This is a genomic window from Pseudomonas sp. MM213 (genome assembly GCF_020423045.1).
GTDB lineage: Bacteria > Pseudomonadota > Gammaproteobacteria > Pseudomonadales > Pseudomonadaceae > Aquipseudomonas > Aquipseudomonas migulae.
In genome coordinates, this window is the sequence record NZ_CP081943.1 from 705,050 (window position 1) to 718,090 (window position 13,041).

A 13,041-nucleotide genomic window follows, 5' to 3' on the forward strand; every position below is an offset into this window, starting at 1 on the left:
GGCTCGACGCAACCTATAACAACAATGAGAGTGACCCGATGATGCAAGCGCAACTGTTGAGTCAGCGCAGCTCCGTATTCGACCATGCCGACCCGTACGCGGTGTCGGGCTACGTCAATCAGCATGTCGGTAATCATTGCATCCTGATGCCGCGCGCCGGGCAACCTCTGGCCAGTCTCAATCATCGCAAGTTTGCCAGCCTCGACCTGTGCCGCATCAGCTATGGCGGCAGCGTGCGGGTCACCTCGGGCGCACTGGAAAGCATCTACCACCTGCAAGTGTTGCTGCGCGGCAACTGCCTGTGGCGCGGGCACGGTCAGGAACATTACTTCGCGCCTGGCGAGTTGCTGCTGATCAATCCCGACGATCCGGTGGACCTGACGTACTCTGACGATTGCGAAAAATTCATCCTCAAAGTTCCCACAACGTTGCTTGAGTCCGTGTGCGACGAGCAGCGCTGGCGCTATCCGGGGCAGGGCGTGCGGTTTCTGGAGAACCGTTACCAGCTCAATGAACTGGAAGGGTTTGTCGGGCTGCTGGCAATGATTTGCCAGGAGGCCGAGGCCACCGAGCAGATTCCCAAGGTGCAGGAGCATTACGCACAGATCATCGTCAGCAAGATGCTCAGCCTGATGCAGACCAACGTCAGCCGAATCAACCTCGGCTCACAGACGGCCACGTTCGAGGTGATTGCCGACTACATCGCACGCCACCTCAAGCAGGACATCGACAGTGAAGAACTGGCGCGTCAGGCACGGATGAGCCTGCGTTCACTGTATGGCTTGTTCGAGCGCAACGCCGGCACCACGCCGAAAAACTACATCCGGCAGAAACGTCTGGAGCGTATCAATGCCTGTTTGAGCGACCCGACCTGTAATGTACGTAACGTGACGGAAGTGGCGATGGATTATGGGTTTCTGCATTTGGGGCGGTTTTCGGATAACTATCGTAAGCAGTTTGGGGAATTGCCGTCGGATACGTTGAAGCGGCGGGATTGAGTCGTCTGAAAAGGTATTTCAAAGACAGGATATTTCATATCAGTCCGAGTTCAGCGACTCCGACGAGGGCGCACATCACGATAAAAAATGTCCAGCCGAGCCAATACAAGGTGATCAAAACTCTTCTCAGGCCCGTAGGAAAGTTCTTCATATCATCTGTACTGGCGCCTCCGTAACGTAGAGCGAGCTGAGGCGTAGCGAATACGCACATTATTTCTCCCATCAAAGATAAAATCCCCCAAGGGCCACCGTTTCTCAAGAATGCACTACTAGTAACTGCACGGCAGTTCTTCAGATGGTTTAGCATAAAATCCATTTTGGTATAGGCGAGGAAAAGTACTGTTCCGATAAATATAAACCCTCATCCGAAGTTGAATAATCCTATGGCTAAGTATACTTTTTCAGCTGTATTAAGGCTCACTTGATAATCTCGTAAATGTCTTCGTTGTTTAATGCGTAGATTAATTTAAAGCTAGGCTCAATGGGTCGGCTTGCAACTGGGTTGCCTGTCGATCCGCATTGAAAGTGCCCTAGGGGACTAGGTTTTCATCTGCATAATGGACTCGCTAATAGAACAGTCCAGAACTGTCGATCGAAACCAGTAAAATCATTGTCGTCATGAGCCCAAGTGCACTCCAGTGCATGATGATTAACTTACGTTTCAGTGGTTTTGGAAAAGCTTGTAAGTCATCCAGGCTAAGTTCACCTCTTTTAAGATAAAACCCAGGGAAAGTGATGATTCCGGAAATTCCTCCTATAAGCATCAGTTTTCCCCAGGCACCACCGTGCCTAAGTGGCGAGCGAGCCCTTATGGCCTTGCAGTTCTTCAAGTGTTCTAGAATAAAATCCATTTTGGTGTGTGCCAAGTGCAGCGTTACGCCTATCCAAATATATATGCAGATGATAACTAGGCCGCACGAATAGCCGATAAATTGTTCGCTAGGGCTCATTTTGTATTCACGTATATTACTTTTCCTATTATCTCTCCGGTTTTTCCACCGTAAAGTCCTCCAGCAAAAGATCCGGCTCCTACCACTAATAGTCCGCACGCAAGAGTAGCCGTCCCGCCAGTCGGCACGGCTAACGCCGCACATATCCAGCCTGCGGAACCAGTCGTAATGCCTGAAATCAGAGCCCCACCAGCAACTCCACCAATAAAGCCACCAGCCTCAGTAAATTTGACCTCCTCACAGGCTTCTAAGCTGTCCTTGGCACAAACACCCTGAACCTTGATCACTGACGCTCCACCACCCACCGCTGTACCAACCCAACCACCATATTTGACGTACTTCGCCGCTTTGGAAACGGCTTCAATATGCGTGGCATAACCGGGAATCTGCCCAATGGCACCGGCTTTTCTCCAACGATGAACAAGGCTTTTAGTCGATAGGCCCAACACGCTTTTCAGATTGGGATGATCCGGAAAGCCAATGCTCTTTTTAGTCAGTTTGGTGAGTTGGGTATCCAGCTGAGTCAGCAGGCGTTTGCGCTCGGCATAGAAATCGGGAGAGTTGAGGTGACCGTTTGCCTGAAACGTTTTTGTGTGCAACTTATCGATGTCGCGCAAAATCTCCTCCACGTCTTTCAGGTTCTTCGAGAACATCGCCAGCCCTGCACTGGCCCCGAGTGACCCTTTGGAGATAAAGAACGCAATCTCGTCATAGTGCCGCGCCATGAAATCGGCCTCTTCCGAACTGAGAGGCTCCAGGGCTCTATTTACATTGCCCGCCGCTTCCATCAACAACGCTTCTTCGAAAGTACAAAGATGATTATTCGGATCGCTGAGAACAATCATCGTCCCGGCCTTTACCTGATCCAGATTCGGATTCAGGACCTTGAATTTGGCGATGGCGGCGGGGGAGGCTGACGTGAATAGTCGGGCTTCCAGTTTGTCAGCCGTCGTACTTCTGGGGACGACGTAGAACCCGGGTTCTTCTTGTGCGACTTGCGCGGGCCATTGTTCTTGAGGGAAAAATTTCAGGTCTGGAGCTGGATGCGGCGAAGCGGCTGCCGCCAATTGGCGGGGCGAGTTCGTGCCCGTGGACTTGAGATTCTGCGCATGTACAAAGCGCAATAAACGTTCCGGGTCAGGTTTCAATGAAGGCTGTGTGAGCATTGAGGTCGGGATTCTTTTTACCCGTTCAGTTACCGCGCCCTGAGTTTTTTGCGTGATGGCTTGTGACTGGATAAGCAAGTTGTGCTGTTCTTGTGCAAGCGCCTGTAAGCCTTGCTTTGGCGTTGTTTTGCCCTGCGCGACATCGTCCGCAACGCGCTTTGCATAAAAGGCGACTTCCCGATTGAACTGCTCACGCAACAGGCGTTGAGCCAGATGACGCGCGCCGAGCGTGCGGGCCTGTCCCGCCAGTTTGCCCGCCGCGCTGTTAACGTCCCACTGTTCATGGGGATTCATTCCTCTTCGCCCCACGAACTGTAGCCGGAGGTTTTTGCCAAGTGGTGGGTCCAGGTGATGTCGCGGTAACGAATGGCCACCAGTTCCTGGGGCTCTGCATCGTTTTGAAAAATGGCATGAGGCACTTCAAGCGTCAGGTCGGCAATGACCCCGCCATTGATCGACACGGTGAAAAACTTTTCCTGCATGCCAAAGGACGACACGCGATAAAAGCTGATCGTGCAGTTGATTTCTTCCCGGTTTGAAAGCGCTTGAGCGAGCAGCGGTGATGACTTGTCGACGGCTTTGGTAACGATGATCGGGCTGTGGGTCGATTTATTGATATCGCCGATATTGGTCATGTTGTGGCTGTAGGACAGCACCATGATCTCGTCTGTGTGTGCGGCCTGGTATTTGTTGCCAATAGAGGCCTGGGTTGAACAGCCCGCTGAAATCATTCCTTGAGCTTTACCGTTTATGGTCATGTAACCGTGATTAGCCATGCAAACCACTCCTTGTAGTCAGGAGGGCAGTCTATTCAGAAGTTGTAAGCAGTTATGTAGTCCGATTCCGAAAATACGTTCTGCACAAATCGGATAAAGGTCTGCACCCAGCGGATAGTCCACCCCATTGCCCCGTCCTAGCATGAGCCTTGCCTGAACAATAACAATGGAGGCGGCGGCCATGACCCTGCGACCCGAATATCTTCAATCCCTGCTCGAGGACGATCCAGAACAAGGCATCTACCGCTGCAAGCGCGAGATGTTCACTGACCCGCGGCTGTTCGACCTTGAGATGGAACACATCTTCGAAGGCAACTGGCTGTACCTGGCGCACGAAAGCCAGATCCCCAACAAAAACGATTTCTACACCACCACCATGGGGCGCCAGTCGATCTTCATCGCGCGCAACAAGGACGGTGAGCTGAACGCCTTTATCAACGCCTGCAGTCACCGTGGCGCGATGCTTTGCCGACACAAGTCCGGCAACAAAAGCTCGTACACCTGCCCATTTCATGGCTGGACCTTCAACAACTCCGGCAAACTGCTGAAGGTCAAAGACCCGGCAGCGGCCGGCTACCCGGCGAGCTTCAACTGCGAAGGCTCCCACGACCTGACCAAAGTCGCCCGTTTCGAATCCTATCGCGGCTTCCTGTTCGGCAGCCTCAAGGCTGATGTGGTGCCGCTGGTTGAGCATTTGGGCGAGTCGGCGAAGATCATCGACATGATCGTCGACCAGTCCGCCGACGGCCTGGAAGTGCTGCGCGGTTCGTCCAGCTACATCTACGAAGGCAACTGGAAACTCACCGCCGAAAACGGCGCCGACGGTTACCACGTCAGCTCGGTGCACTGGAACTACGCCGCCACCCAGAACCAGCGCAAACAGCGCGAGGCCGGCGACACCAACCCGACCATGAGCGCCGGCAGCTGGGCCAAGCAGGGCGGTGGTTTCTACTCGTTCGAAAAAGGCCACATGCTGCTCTGGACCCGTTGGGCCAACCCGGAGGACCGTCCGCTGTACGAACGTCGCGATGAGCTGGCCAAGGACTTCGGCAAGGCCCGCGCCGACTGGATGATCGAAAATTCGCGCAACCTGTGCCTGTACCCGAACGTGTACCTGATGGACCAGTTCAGCTCGCAGATCCGCATCGCCCGGCCGATCTCGGTCAACCGCACGGAAATCACCATTTACTGCATCGCCCCCAAAGGCGAAAGCGATCACGCGCGTTCGAGCCGGATTCGTCAGTACGAGGACTTCTTCAACGTCAGCGGCATGGCCACCCCGGACGATCTGGAAGAGTTCCGCTCCTGCCAGACCGGTTACCAGGGCAGCGTGACCGCCTGGAACGACATGTCCCGTGGCGCCGAGCACTGGGTCGAAGGCGCCGATGAGGCGGCGAAGGAAATTGACCTGCATCCGTTGCTCAGCGGTGTGCGCACCGAGGACGAAGGCCTGTTCGTGTTGCAGCACAAGTATTGGCAGCAAACCATGCTCAAGGCCCTGGCTGCCGAGCAATCGAAGCTGATTGCCGTGGAGACCGTGTAATGACCATCACCTATGAAACCGTGCGCGACTTCCTCTACCGCGAAGCGCGCTACCTCGATGATCGGCTATGGGACGAATGGCTGGAGTTGTACGCCACGGATGCGACGTTCTGGATGCCGTCCTGGGACGACAACGACGAACTGACCGAAGACCCGCAACGGGAAATCTCGCTGATCTGGTACGGCAACCGCACGGGGCTGGAAGACCGCATCTTCCGCATCAAGACCGAGCGTTCCAGCGCCACCGTGCCGGACACCCGCACCTCGCACAACATCAGCAACATCGAGCTGCTGGAACAGGCGGACGGCCTGTGCAAGGTGCGCTTCAACTGGCACACCTTGAGCTTTCGCTACAAGACCGTCGACAGCTATTTCGGCAGCAGTTTCTACACCCTCGATATGCGCGGTGAAAACCCGCTGATCAAGGCCAAGAAAGTGATCCTGAAGAACGACTACGTTCGCCAGGTCATCGATGTTTACCACCTGTGAGGCGGCCGTCATGACTCATTCCATCGCATTTAATTTCGAAGACGGCGTCACCCGTTTCATCGACGCCAACGCCGGCGAAACCGTGGCCGACGCCGCGTACCGCCAAGGCATCAACATTCCGCTGGATTGCCGCGACGGCGCCTGCGGCACGTGCAAGTGTTTCGCCGAGGTCGGCAGTTACGACCTGGGCGAGGAATACATCGAGGACGCGCTCACGGCGGAGGAAGCCGAGCAGGGTTTTGTCCTGACCTGCCAGATGCGCGCCCAGAGCGATTGCGTGGTGCGGGTGCCGGCCTCCTCGGAAGTCTGCCGCACCCAGCAGGCCAGTTTTGAAGCGACCATCAGCGCCGTGCGCCAGCTGTCCGACAGCACCATCGCACTGTCGATCAAGGGCGATGCCCTGAGCAAACTGGCGTTCCTGCCAGGGCAGTACGTGAACCTCGGGGTTCCCGGCAGCGAGCAGACCCGCGCTTATTCGTTCAGCTCGTTGCAGCGTGATGGCGAGGTCAGTTTCCTGATTCGCAATGTGCCTGGTGGTTTGATGAGCAGCTTCCTCACCGGCATGGCCAAGGCCGGCGACAGCATGAGCCTGGCCGGGCCGCTGGGCAGTTTTTATCTGCGCGACATCCGTCGGCCGTTGTTGCTGCTGGCCGGTGGTACGGGGCTTGCGCCATTCACCGCGATGCTGGAAAAAATCGCCGAGCAGGGCAGTGAACATCCGCTGCATTTGATCTACGGCGTGACCAACGATTTCGACCTGGTGGAAATGGATCGGCTGGAAGCCTTCGCCGCGCGAATCCCGAATTTCAGCTTCAGCGCCTGCGTGGCCAGCCCCGATAGCCAGCACCCGCTCAAGGGCTACGTGACACAGCACATCGAGCCCAAACACTTGAACGAGGGCGACGTCGATGTGTACCTGTGCGGCCCGCCGCCGATGGTCGAGGCGGTCAGCCAGTACATTCGCGAGCAAGGCATTGCGCCGGTGAATTTCTACTACGAAAAATTCGCTGCCAGCGCGGCATAAAACTGTGTGACCACGTCCCCCTGTAGGAGCTGGCTTGCCAGCGATGGACGTTAACGATAACGCGTTTTTACAGGACTAATGCGGTGCCTGTGCGTCCATCGCTGGCAAGCCAGCTCCTACAGGTCTAGAGCTATTTTAGATTCGAGGCAGGTATGAACAGATTTCACGAAAAAGTCGCGTTGATCACCGGTGCCGCCCAAGGTATCGGCCGGCGTGTTGCCGAGCGCATGGCGGCGGAAGGGGCGCGCTTGATTCTGGTCGACCGCTCCGAGCTGGTGTTTGAAGTGCAGCAGCAATTGGGGAAGGACAGCCAGGTGCTCGCGCTGACTGCCGATCTTGAGCAATACGGCGAATGCAACCGTGTGATGCAAACTGCCGTCGAGCGCTTCGGTCGTCTCGACATCCTCATCAACAATGTCGGCGGGACGATCTGGGCCAAACCGTTCGAACACTACGAAGCCGAGCAGATCGAGGCCGAAGTCCGCCGCTCGCTGTTCCCGACGTTATGGTGCTGCCATGCGGCGCTGCCGTTCATGCTGGAGCAGGGCAGCGGCGCCATCGTCAACGTCTCGTCCATCGCCACGCGCAGCATCAACCGTGTGCCGTACGGTGCGGCGAAGGGCGGGGTGAATGCGCTGACCGCGTGCCTGGCGTTCGAAACCGCCGGTCGCGGCGTGCGGGTCAATGCCACGGCGCCCGGTGGCACTGAAGCGCCGCCGCGAGTGATTCCGCGCAACAGCGCCGAACAGAGCGCCGAAGAAAAAGTGTGGTACCAGCAGATCGTCGACCAGACGCTCGACAGCAGTTTGATGAAGCGCTATGGCACGCTGGATGAGCAGGCAGGCGCTATTCTGTTTCTGGCCAGCGACGAAGCGTCCTATATCACCGGCATGATCATGCCGGTGGGTGGTGGCGACCAGGGCTGACAGCGTTCGCCAACAACCCCATCAAACGGAGTCAACGTGATGAGTGAAAAACCCACGATCGTGCTGGTCCATGGTTTTTGGGGCGGTGCCGCCCACTGGAACAAGGTTATCGCCGAACTGCTGAAAAAGGGCTACACCCGCATCCGCGCGGTCGAGATGCCGCTCACGTCGTTGGCCGATGATGCCGAGCGCACGCGCAAAATGGTCGCGCAAGAGGCGGGGCCGGTGCTGTTGGTGGGGCATTCCTATGGCGGTGCGGTCATCACTGAGGCCGGCGATCAAGCGAATGTCGTGGGTCTGGTGTACATCGCCGCGTTCGCGCCGGATGCGGGTGAAAGTCCCGGCGCCATCACTCAACGGCATCCGCCCGTTGCCGCAGCGAACCTGGCCCCCGACAGTGATGGTTATTTGTGGGTCAAACCGGAGCTTTACCACGAAAGCTTCTGCCAGGACCTGCCCGCAACCGAAGGATTGGTCATGGGCATCACCCAAAAAGCCCCCTTGGCCGGCACGTTTGGCGATGCAATCACTACGGTGGCGTGGAAGAACAAACCGTCGTGGTATCAGGTGTCGACCGACGACCGGATGATCGCGCCGCAAAATCAGCAGTGGATGGCGGGGCGGTTGAACGCCAAAGAGATCCTGACGTTGCACGCAAGTCACGCGTCCCTTGCCTCGATGCCGGTCGAAGTGGCGGCGTTTATCGACAAGGCGGCAACGGCAGTGGCCAAGGCCTGACCCACCTTACAGGCGACGCTGAAACGCTCTGACGATTCGCAGCGTGGCGTCGCTGGTGTTCAGGTTCTGCACGGCGTCCAGCGGATACCACAGGCAATCGAAAATTTCGTTTTGCGGCCGGGCTTCAGACGAATTGAGCACCGACGCCTCGTAAACGTGGTGTCGGGTGCCACCCGTTTCCAGTTGCATCAGGTACAGCATGTCGTCGACCCCAAGCCCGGTCTCTTCCTGAAGTTCACGCATGGCGGCGCCTGCCGCGGTTTCTCCGGGCTCGACCTTTCCGCCGGGCAACGTCCAGCGACACCTTGGCTTGCGCACCAGGAGAACGTGCCGGTCCTGCTCACAAATGACGGTTGCGCGTACTTTCATGTGTTACCTGAGTGCTTGCTGTCATAAATCAGTAATAAAAATGCAATATTCAGGCCGCCCAAGGCTGCACGGGCCTCTTGGCTGGTTAGAGGTCTCACAGGGGCTGAAAGTGCAACCGAATGGCGGAATCCTGTCGCGACGTCTGGTCGGCACCTCGGCAAAGGGCGGGTGTAAGGTAGGCAGGTCAATCCTGGACATCAGTACCGAAAATGGAGGTGACTTATGAGCGTTCCGATGCTGAATAAGATGCACATGAACGGTTATGACGTACTTAGCGTGAGCAATGGCCCATGGCGGGTGTGCACCCAAGGTGACCAACTGGGCGCTTTTGCCAGCCGGGAAGAGGCACTGGCCTTTGCCGCGGCACTTCCCGGTTACAAATCCCGGGCCAAAAGGCCGGCAAGCAACCAGACGACGGTTAAGTAAAACGCTTCGAGCCCCGGTTTTTTCCGGGGCTTTTCATTTGTGTTCAGTAACCGCCGCCACCGCCGCCGGTGCTATGGGAAGATTCCCTGGCTTTTGTTTGCAGGCGGCTCCATTCCGCACAGGTGATGAAGCTCGTGTGGTCGACCTTGCCCCGGTTATCGAAACTGACGTTGTACGCTTGTTGATGGCCGGCTTTCGTCAGCTTGTAGTCATAGCAAGTGCCAGGCACCGCCGTGCGTTCGGTGATGGTGTGAGGCGGCCCGCCGATCTGCTCGACCTGATCCTTGCTCATTCCGGTCTCGACTTTGGCGACCAACGGGAGGTCGCCATAGAGGCGTGATTCAGTGCTGCAGCCCGCCAGCGCTGCCAGTACGACAACCAGCGCGAATAAAGGCTTGTTCATGGCCGCGCTCCTGTTCAGTGAGCTTTGTTGCGACTGATGGCCTTGGCTTTCACTTCTTCGGCATAGCCTGCCAATCGCTGTTCGTCGCCCTGAAACAGGTCGCACAGCCTCAGCACCGCCTGCGCATCGACATCATTGCCAGACAGCTTTAACTGATCTGCCAGGCGTAGAAGCTCGACCGCCGACCACCTCAGGTCCGATGCAACGCTTTGCAGGTCACGTCGAAGTTCGTTTTCAGATTCGTTGAGCCACATGACGATCTCCAGAAAACCTCTGCTACGAAATTTTAGTCCCATTTCCCTGGACAGGGCGTTTTGTTCGTCCGAACTGCCAATGCTGCCTTTGGTCGGGAAGATGCACGCGAGCGAAAAGATTTGCTGTCGTATTGAAGTGGCGAATTTCCGCCGGGGCGAGGCAATTTCAAATGACGACGACCGATGACTTCAGGGTTCACGCGCATGAGCTGATGGTCGATCTGGACGCAGCGACCACGGAGATGATGAAGCTGATTTCCGCTCATCAACTCAGCGGCCCGGAATGGGAGCGGGTCACTCAATGGCAGCACGAAGCGTATGAGCGATGGATGACTTTCCTGAACGAGCGGCCCGCTGCGCATCCCGGCCAGAACACCGAAAAACGCTGAGAAAGGCTCAATGAATGGATGTCTGCAAGACGACGCGCTACATTTCCTTTTTTTGAATAGGGGGGCGTCATGCGGACGTTGATTGCGGGAGTCGTGGTGGCGTTACTGGCGGGGTGTTCCTTGCCTGCGTCGCTGGTGCCGGGTGAGCCGAATGTCAGCAAATACAGTGAGAAGGCGCCGAAGGAGTATGCCGCCTGCGTATTGCCGGCGTGGCAGAAAGAGATTTCCAATACGACTCAAACGCCGATTTCCAATGGCTACCGGATCAAGGCGCCGAGCATCATCACGGCCGACGAAATTCTGGATATCGTGAAATCGAAAGACGGCAGCCGGGTTTCGCTGTATCAAGGGCCGCCATGGGCCAAGTCAGGCGCACTGCGTCAGGCAGTTCGGGACTGTTTATAGCGGCGTTTGATGGATCGCCATCGCCAGCAAGCCGGCTCCTACAAGGACACCGCAATTTCCTGTAGGAGCCGGCTTGCTGGCGATGGCGTCAGTCGCCAAACACATTTCAAATGTTGGTAACCGCAATGGTCTGCTCGTCAGCGGCCGGGGCAGCGCTTTTCTTGTCCCGGCGATCACTCATCCAGTTATCAACCTGAGCACTGAACTCCGAGGGCGCCTTTCGTCCGACTTTCCTGGCGAGATCCAGGATGGTCTGCTGGGCGAGGGCATCTTCCATGCGTTTCTGCGCCGTCATCATGACCGCATGGACCGAGCAATGGCCTGACACCGCCCAATCCGGGGCGGAACCTTCGAACAGGGCGCAACGCCCGCGAATTTCCCGGCAATCGAAAATCAGCTTTTGGCCGTCGATGGCATTGACGATATCGAGCACGCTGATTTCGTCGGAGGGCCGGGCCAGCTTGAATCCGCCGCGCACGCCTTCAGTGGCGACCACCAGTTTTGCCTTGGCCAGTTTGGTGAAAATTTTCGCCAGATAGTCCAGTGGCACGCCTTGCAGTTCTGCGAGGTCACGCACGCTCGCCTCACGGGTGTCGCCGCAATTGCCCACCAGGAAAATCAGGCAATGAATGCCGTACTCAACGCCAGCGCTGTAAAGAGACATTTGGATCTCCGACTAATCTTGTCGCAAATGTTAGCAGCTGAAGGTTAGGCAGGCAACGAATCCCGTCGGCGCATCTCTCTGTGCATTACCCCTTGTGCGTGGGTAAAGGCTCTCTCGGTCGAGCCATCGAACCTTTCGATGGCAACCATCAGAAAAAACCGATTGCGTTAATTAACTAGGATCAATACAGTCGTAGTTGTTCGGTCGGCACTGGCAAGCGCACGACCTCTACGAATTCATTGATCGGCCTTCTCACGGAGTTAAAGATGAAACAGCACATTCTGGTAATCGGCGCAGGTTTCGGTGGCATGTGGACGGCTTTGAGCGCCACACGTCTGTTCGACATTCATGGTCACAACGACGTAGAAGTCACCGTCCTGGCCCCGCAGGCCGAGCTGCGCGTGCGTCCGCGGTTCTATGAGCCGAACGCGCACCAACTGGCCGCGCCGATTGGCGAGTTGTTCGATGCGGTGGGCGTGAAGTTCATCAAGGGCGCCGCAGAAACCATCGACGTCGGGCAAAAACGCGTGGGTTATGTCGACGCCTCGGGTGCGAAACAGGTGTGCAGCTACGACAAACTCGTTCTGGCCACCGGCAGCCGTCTGGCGATTCCGGCGACCGCCGGCGTGGCTGAACATGCGTTCGATGTCGACCAGATCGAACAAGCCGTGCGCCTGGAAAACCATCTGAAATCCCTGGCCAGCCTGCCGGAAAGCAAAGCCCGCAACACCGTGGTGGTGGCCGGCGGCGGCTTCACCGGGATTGAAACGGCGACCGAGATGACCGCACGTCTGCGTGCCATTTTGGGCGATCAGGCCGACGTCGAGGTGATCATTGTCGATCGTGGCGAGAAAATTGGCGGGTCGATGGGGGCTGAAATCGCCAAGTCGATCGAAGAGGCCAGTATTGAAACCGGCGTGAAATGGCACTTGAAGGCTTCGGTACTTTCCGTCGATGCCAACGGTGTCACTTTGAGCGACGGCCAGCGTATCGAGGCCAAAACCGTGGTCTGGACCACCGGCGTGCGCGCCAGTTCGCTGACCGAGCAGATCCCTGCCGAACGCGATCACCTGGGCCGCCTGCACGTGGACAGTCACCTGAAAGTCATCGGTCAGGACGATATCTTTGCCACCGGCGATGTGGCTTATGCCGCGTCCGACGACATCGGCAACTACGCCTTGATGACCTGCCAACACGCCATCGTATTGGGGCGTCACGCCGGCAATAACGTTGCCGCGCAGATCCTGGGCGTGGACCCGACGCCGTACAGCCAACCCAAATACGTCACCTGCCTGGACCTGGGTGCCTGGGGTGCGGTGTACACCGAGGGCTGGGACCGTCAGGTCAAACTGGTGAAACAGGAAGGCAAGAACCTGAAGACGCAGATCAACACCGTGTGGATCTACCCGCCGGCAGCTGATCGTGCAACCGCATGGGCCGCAGCAGATCCGCTGATCCCGATCGCTTGAGTCGCTGAGCGGAAATCACCCGAATCCCTGTAGGAGCGAGCCTGTTCGCGATG

Annotated in this window: 17 protein-coding genes; 10 read left to right on the top strand and 7 right to left on the bottom strand. The window is 57.1% G+C overall.

All coding sequences use genetic code 11. From position 1 onward, the window contains the following. Positions 1-38 precede the first annotated feature (38 nt). The gene (locus K5R88_RS03390) at positions 39-998 is read left to right on the top strand and encodes an AraC family transcriptional regulator (RefSeq protein WP_008029088.1); all 960 of its coding nucleotides are present in this window, start codon (positions 39-41) and stop codon (positions 996-998) included. A gap of 566 nt (positions 999-1,564) precedes the next feature. On the opposite strand, the gene K5R88_RS03395 is transcribed toward K5R88_RS03390, so the two are convergent. Genes K5R88_RS03395 through K5R88_RS03405 form a run of 3 tightly spaced genes read right to left on the bottom strand, consistent with a single transcriptional unit; the run spans position 1,565 to position 3,890 of the window. Beyond that, positions 1,565-1,948, bottom strand: coding sequence for a hypothetical protein (locus tag K5R88_RS03395; RefSeq protein ID WP_226299198.1), 384 nt, complete (start codon positions 1,946-1,948; stop codon positions 1,565-1,567). Next, positions 1,945-3,408: a hypothetical protein gene (locus K5R88_RS03400; protein WP_226299199.1), complete on the bottom strand. Its 1,464-nt coding sequence runs from the start codon at positions 3,406-3,408 to the stop codon at positions 1,945-1,947. The genes K5R88_RS03395 and K5R88_RS03400 overlap by 4 nt, the downstream gene beginning before the upstream one ends. Then, the gene (locus K5R88_RS03405) at positions 3,405-3,890 is read right to left on the bottom strand and encodes an Hcp family type VI secretion system effector (RefSeq protein ID WP_226299200.1); all 486 of its coding nucleotides are present in this window, start codon (positions 3,888-3,890) and stop codon (positions 3,405-3,407) included. Before K5R88_RS03405 ends, K5R88_RS03400 begins: the two co-directional genes overlap by 4 nt. Positions 3,891-4,071: 181 nt before the next feature. Between K5R88_RS03405 and benA the strand changes: the two genes are divergently transcribed. The 5 genes from benA (at position 4,072) to K5R88_RS03430 (ending at position 8,609) form a co-directional block, all read left to right on the top strand. Continuing rightward, positions 4,072-5,433: a benzoate 1,2-dioxygenase large subunit gene (benA, locus tag K5R88_RS03410; RefSeq protein ID WP_008029090.1), complete on the top strand. Its 1,362-nt coding sequence runs from the start codon at positions 4,072-4,074 to the stop codon at positions 5,431-5,433. Continuing rightward, the gene (gene benB, locus K5R88_RS03415; protein ID WP_008044859.1) at positions 5,433-5,921 is read left to right on the top strand and encodes a benzoate 1,2-dioxygenase small subunit; all 489 of its coding nucleotides are present in this window, start codon (positions 5,433-5,435) and stop codon (positions 5,919-5,921) included. Before benA ends, benB begins: the two co-directional genes overlap by 1 nt. Before the next feature lie 10 nt (positions 5,922-5,931). After that, positions 5,932-6,945: a benzoate 1,2-dioxygenase electron transfer component BenC gene (gene benC / locus K5R88_RS03420; RefSeq protein ID WP_192230210.1), complete on the top strand. Its 1,014-nt coding sequence runs from the start codon at positions 5,932-5,934 to the stop codon at positions 6,943-6,945. Between the two features lie 152 nt (positions 6,946-7,097). Further along, positions 7,098-7,871: a 1,6-dihydroxycyclohexa-2,4-diene-1-carboxylate dehydrogenase gene (locus K5R88_RS03425; RefSeq protein WP_008029096.1), complete on the top strand. Its 774-nt coding sequence runs from the start codon at positions 7,098-7,100 to the stop codon at positions 7,869-7,871. 39 nt (positions 7,872-7,910) lie between these two features. Beyond that, positions 7,911-8,609 (top strand): alpha/beta hydrolase, encoded by a 699-nt coding sequence (locus K5R88_RS03430; RefSeq protein ID WP_226299201.1) that lies wholly within the window; start codon positions 7,911-7,913, stop codon positions 8,607-8,609. A 6-nt stretch (positions 8,610-8,615) separates the two neighbouring features. Here K5R88_RS03430 and K5R88_RS03435 read toward each other — a convergent pair whose 3' ends face one another. Beyond that, positions 8,616-8,978 carry an NUDIX hydrolase gene (locus K5R88_RS03435; protein ID WP_008029100.1) on the bottom strand — a complete coding sequence of 121 codons (363 nt, stop codon included), beginning with the start codon at positions 8,976-8,978 and terminating at the stop codon, positions 8,616-8,618. A 222-nt stretch (positions 8,979-9,200) separates the two neighbouring features. Between K5R88_RS03435 and K5R88_RS03440 the strand changes: the two genes are divergently transcribed. Then, on the top strand, positions 9,201-9,404 hold the full coding sequence (locus K5R88_RS03440; protein ID WP_008029102.1) for a hypothetical protein: 204 nt from the start codon (positions 9,201-9,203) through the stop codon (positions 9,402-9,404). A 43-nt stretch (positions 9,405-9,447) separates the two neighbouring features. Here K5R88_RS03440 and osmE read toward each other — a convergent pair whose 3' ends face one another. After that, entirely contained in the window at positions 9,448-9,807 is a 360-nt protein-coding gene (gene osmE / locus K5R88_RS03445; RefSeq protein WP_008044854.1) for an osmotically-inducible lipoprotein OsmE, read from the bottom strand. Between the two features lie 14 nt (positions 9,808-9,821). Next, on the bottom strand, positions 9,822-10,061 hold the full coding sequence (locus K5R88_RS03450) for a hypothetical protein (RefSeq protein ID WP_008029106.1): 240 nt from the start codon (positions 10,059-10,061) through the stop codon (positions 9,822-9,824). A 170-nt stretch (positions 10,062-10,231) separates the two neighbouring features. On the opposite strand from K5R88_RS03450, the gene K5R88_RS03455 reads away from it, so the two are divergent. After that, positions 10,232-10,450, top strand: a complete 219-nt coding sequence (locus K5R88_RS03455; protein ID WP_192229246.1) for a hypothetical protein — start codon at positions 10,232-10,234, stop codon at positions 10,448-10,450. Positions 10,451-10,519: 69 nt separating this feature from the next. Further along, positions 10,520-10,855: a hypothetical protein gene (locus K5R88_RS03460; RefSeq protein ID WP_008044852.1), complete on the top strand. Its 336-nt coding sequence runs from the start codon at positions 10,520-10,522 to the stop codon at positions 10,853-10,855. Positions 10,856-10,961: 106 nt separating this feature from the next. On the opposite strand, the gene K5R88_RS03465 is transcribed toward K5R88_RS03460, so the two are convergent. Beyond that, positions 10,962-11,519: an RrF2 family transcriptional regulator gene (locus K5R88_RS03465; protein ID WP_223413789.1), complete on the bottom strand. Its 558-nt coding sequence runs from the start codon at positions 11,517-11,519 to the stop codon at positions 10,962-10,964. A 266-nt stretch (positions 11,520-11,785) separates the two neighbouring features. On the opposite strand from K5R88_RS03465, the gene K5R88_RS03470 reads away from it, so the two are divergent. Further along, positions 11,786-12,988, top strand: coding sequence for an NAD(P)/FAD-dependent oxidoreductase (locus tag K5R88_RS03470; protein ID WP_207286240.1), 1,203 nt, complete (start codon positions 11,786-11,788; stop codon positions 12,986-12,988). Positions 12,989-13,041: the final 53 nt, after the last annotated feature.

Excerpts from the sequence above, each read along its gene's own strand:
- K5R88_RS03390 (WP_008029088.1), top strand. The coding sequence starts at position 39 with ATGATGCAAGCGCAACTGTTGAGTCAGCGCAGCTCCGTATTCGACCAT.
- K5R88_RS03395 (WP_226299198.1), bottom strand. The coding sequence starts at position 1,948 with ATGAGCCCTAGCGAACAATTTATCGGCTATTCGTGCGGCCTAGTTATC.
- K5R88_RS03400 (WP_226299199.1), bottom strand. The coding sequence starts at position 3,408 with ATGAATCCCCATGAACAGTGGGACGTTAACAGCGCGGCGGGCAAACTG.
- K5R88_RS03405 (WP_226299200.1), bottom strand. The coding sequence starts at position 3,890 with ATGGCTAATCACGGTTACATGACCATAAACGGTAAAGCTCAAGGAATG.
- benA (WP_008029090.1), top strand. The coding sequence starts at position 4,072 with ATGACCCTGCGACCCGAATATCTTCAATCCCTGCTCGAGGACGATCCA.
- benB (WP_008044859.1), top strand. The coding sequence starts at position 5,433 with ATGACCATCACCTATGAAACCGTGCGCGACTTCCTCTACCGCGAAGCG.
- benC (WP_192230210.1), top strand. The coding sequence starts at position 5,932 with ATGACTCATTCCATCGCATTTAATTTCGAAGACGGCGTCACCCGTTTC.
- K5R88_RS03425 (WP_008029096.1), top strand. The coding sequence starts at position 7,098 with ATGAACAGATTTCACGAAAAAGTCGCGTTGATCACCGGTGCCGCCCAA.
- K5R88_RS03430 (WP_226299201.1), top strand. The coding sequence starts at position 7,911 with ATGAGTGAAAAACCCACGATCGTGCTGGTCCATGGTTTTTGGGGCGGT.
- K5R88_RS03435 (WP_008029100.1), bottom strand. The coding sequence starts at position 8,978 with ATGAAAGTACGCGCAACCGTCATTTGTGAGCAGGACCGGCACGTTCTC.
- K5R88_RS03440 (WP_008029102.1), top strand. The coding sequence starts at position 9,201 with ATGAGCGTTCCGATGCTGAATAAGATGCACATGAACGGTTATGACGTA.
- osmE (WP_008044854.1), bottom strand. The coding sequence starts at position 9,807 with ATGAACAAGCCTTTATTCGCGCTGGTTGTCGTACTGGCAGCGCTGGCG.
- K5R88_RS03450 (WP_008029106.1), bottom strand. The coding sequence starts at position 10,061 with ATGTGGCTCAACGAATCTGAAAACGAACTTCGACGTGACCTGCAAAGC.
- K5R88_RS03455 (WP_192229246.1), top strand. The coding sequence starts at position 10,232 with ATGACGACGACCGATGACTTCAGGGTTCACGCGCATGAGCTGATGGTC.
- K5R88_RS03460 (WP_008044852.1), top strand. The coding sequence starts at position 10,520 with ATGCGGACGTTGATTGCGGGAGTCGTGGTGGCGTTACTGGCGGGGTGT.
- K5R88_RS03465 (WP_223413789.1), bottom strand. The coding sequence starts at position 11,519 with ATGTCTCTTTACAGCGCTGGCGTTGAGTACGGCATTCATTGCCTGATT.
- K5R88_RS03470 (WP_207286240.1), top strand. The coding sequence starts at position 11,786 with ATGAAACAGCACATTCTGGTAATCGGCGCAGGTTTCGGTGGCATGTGG.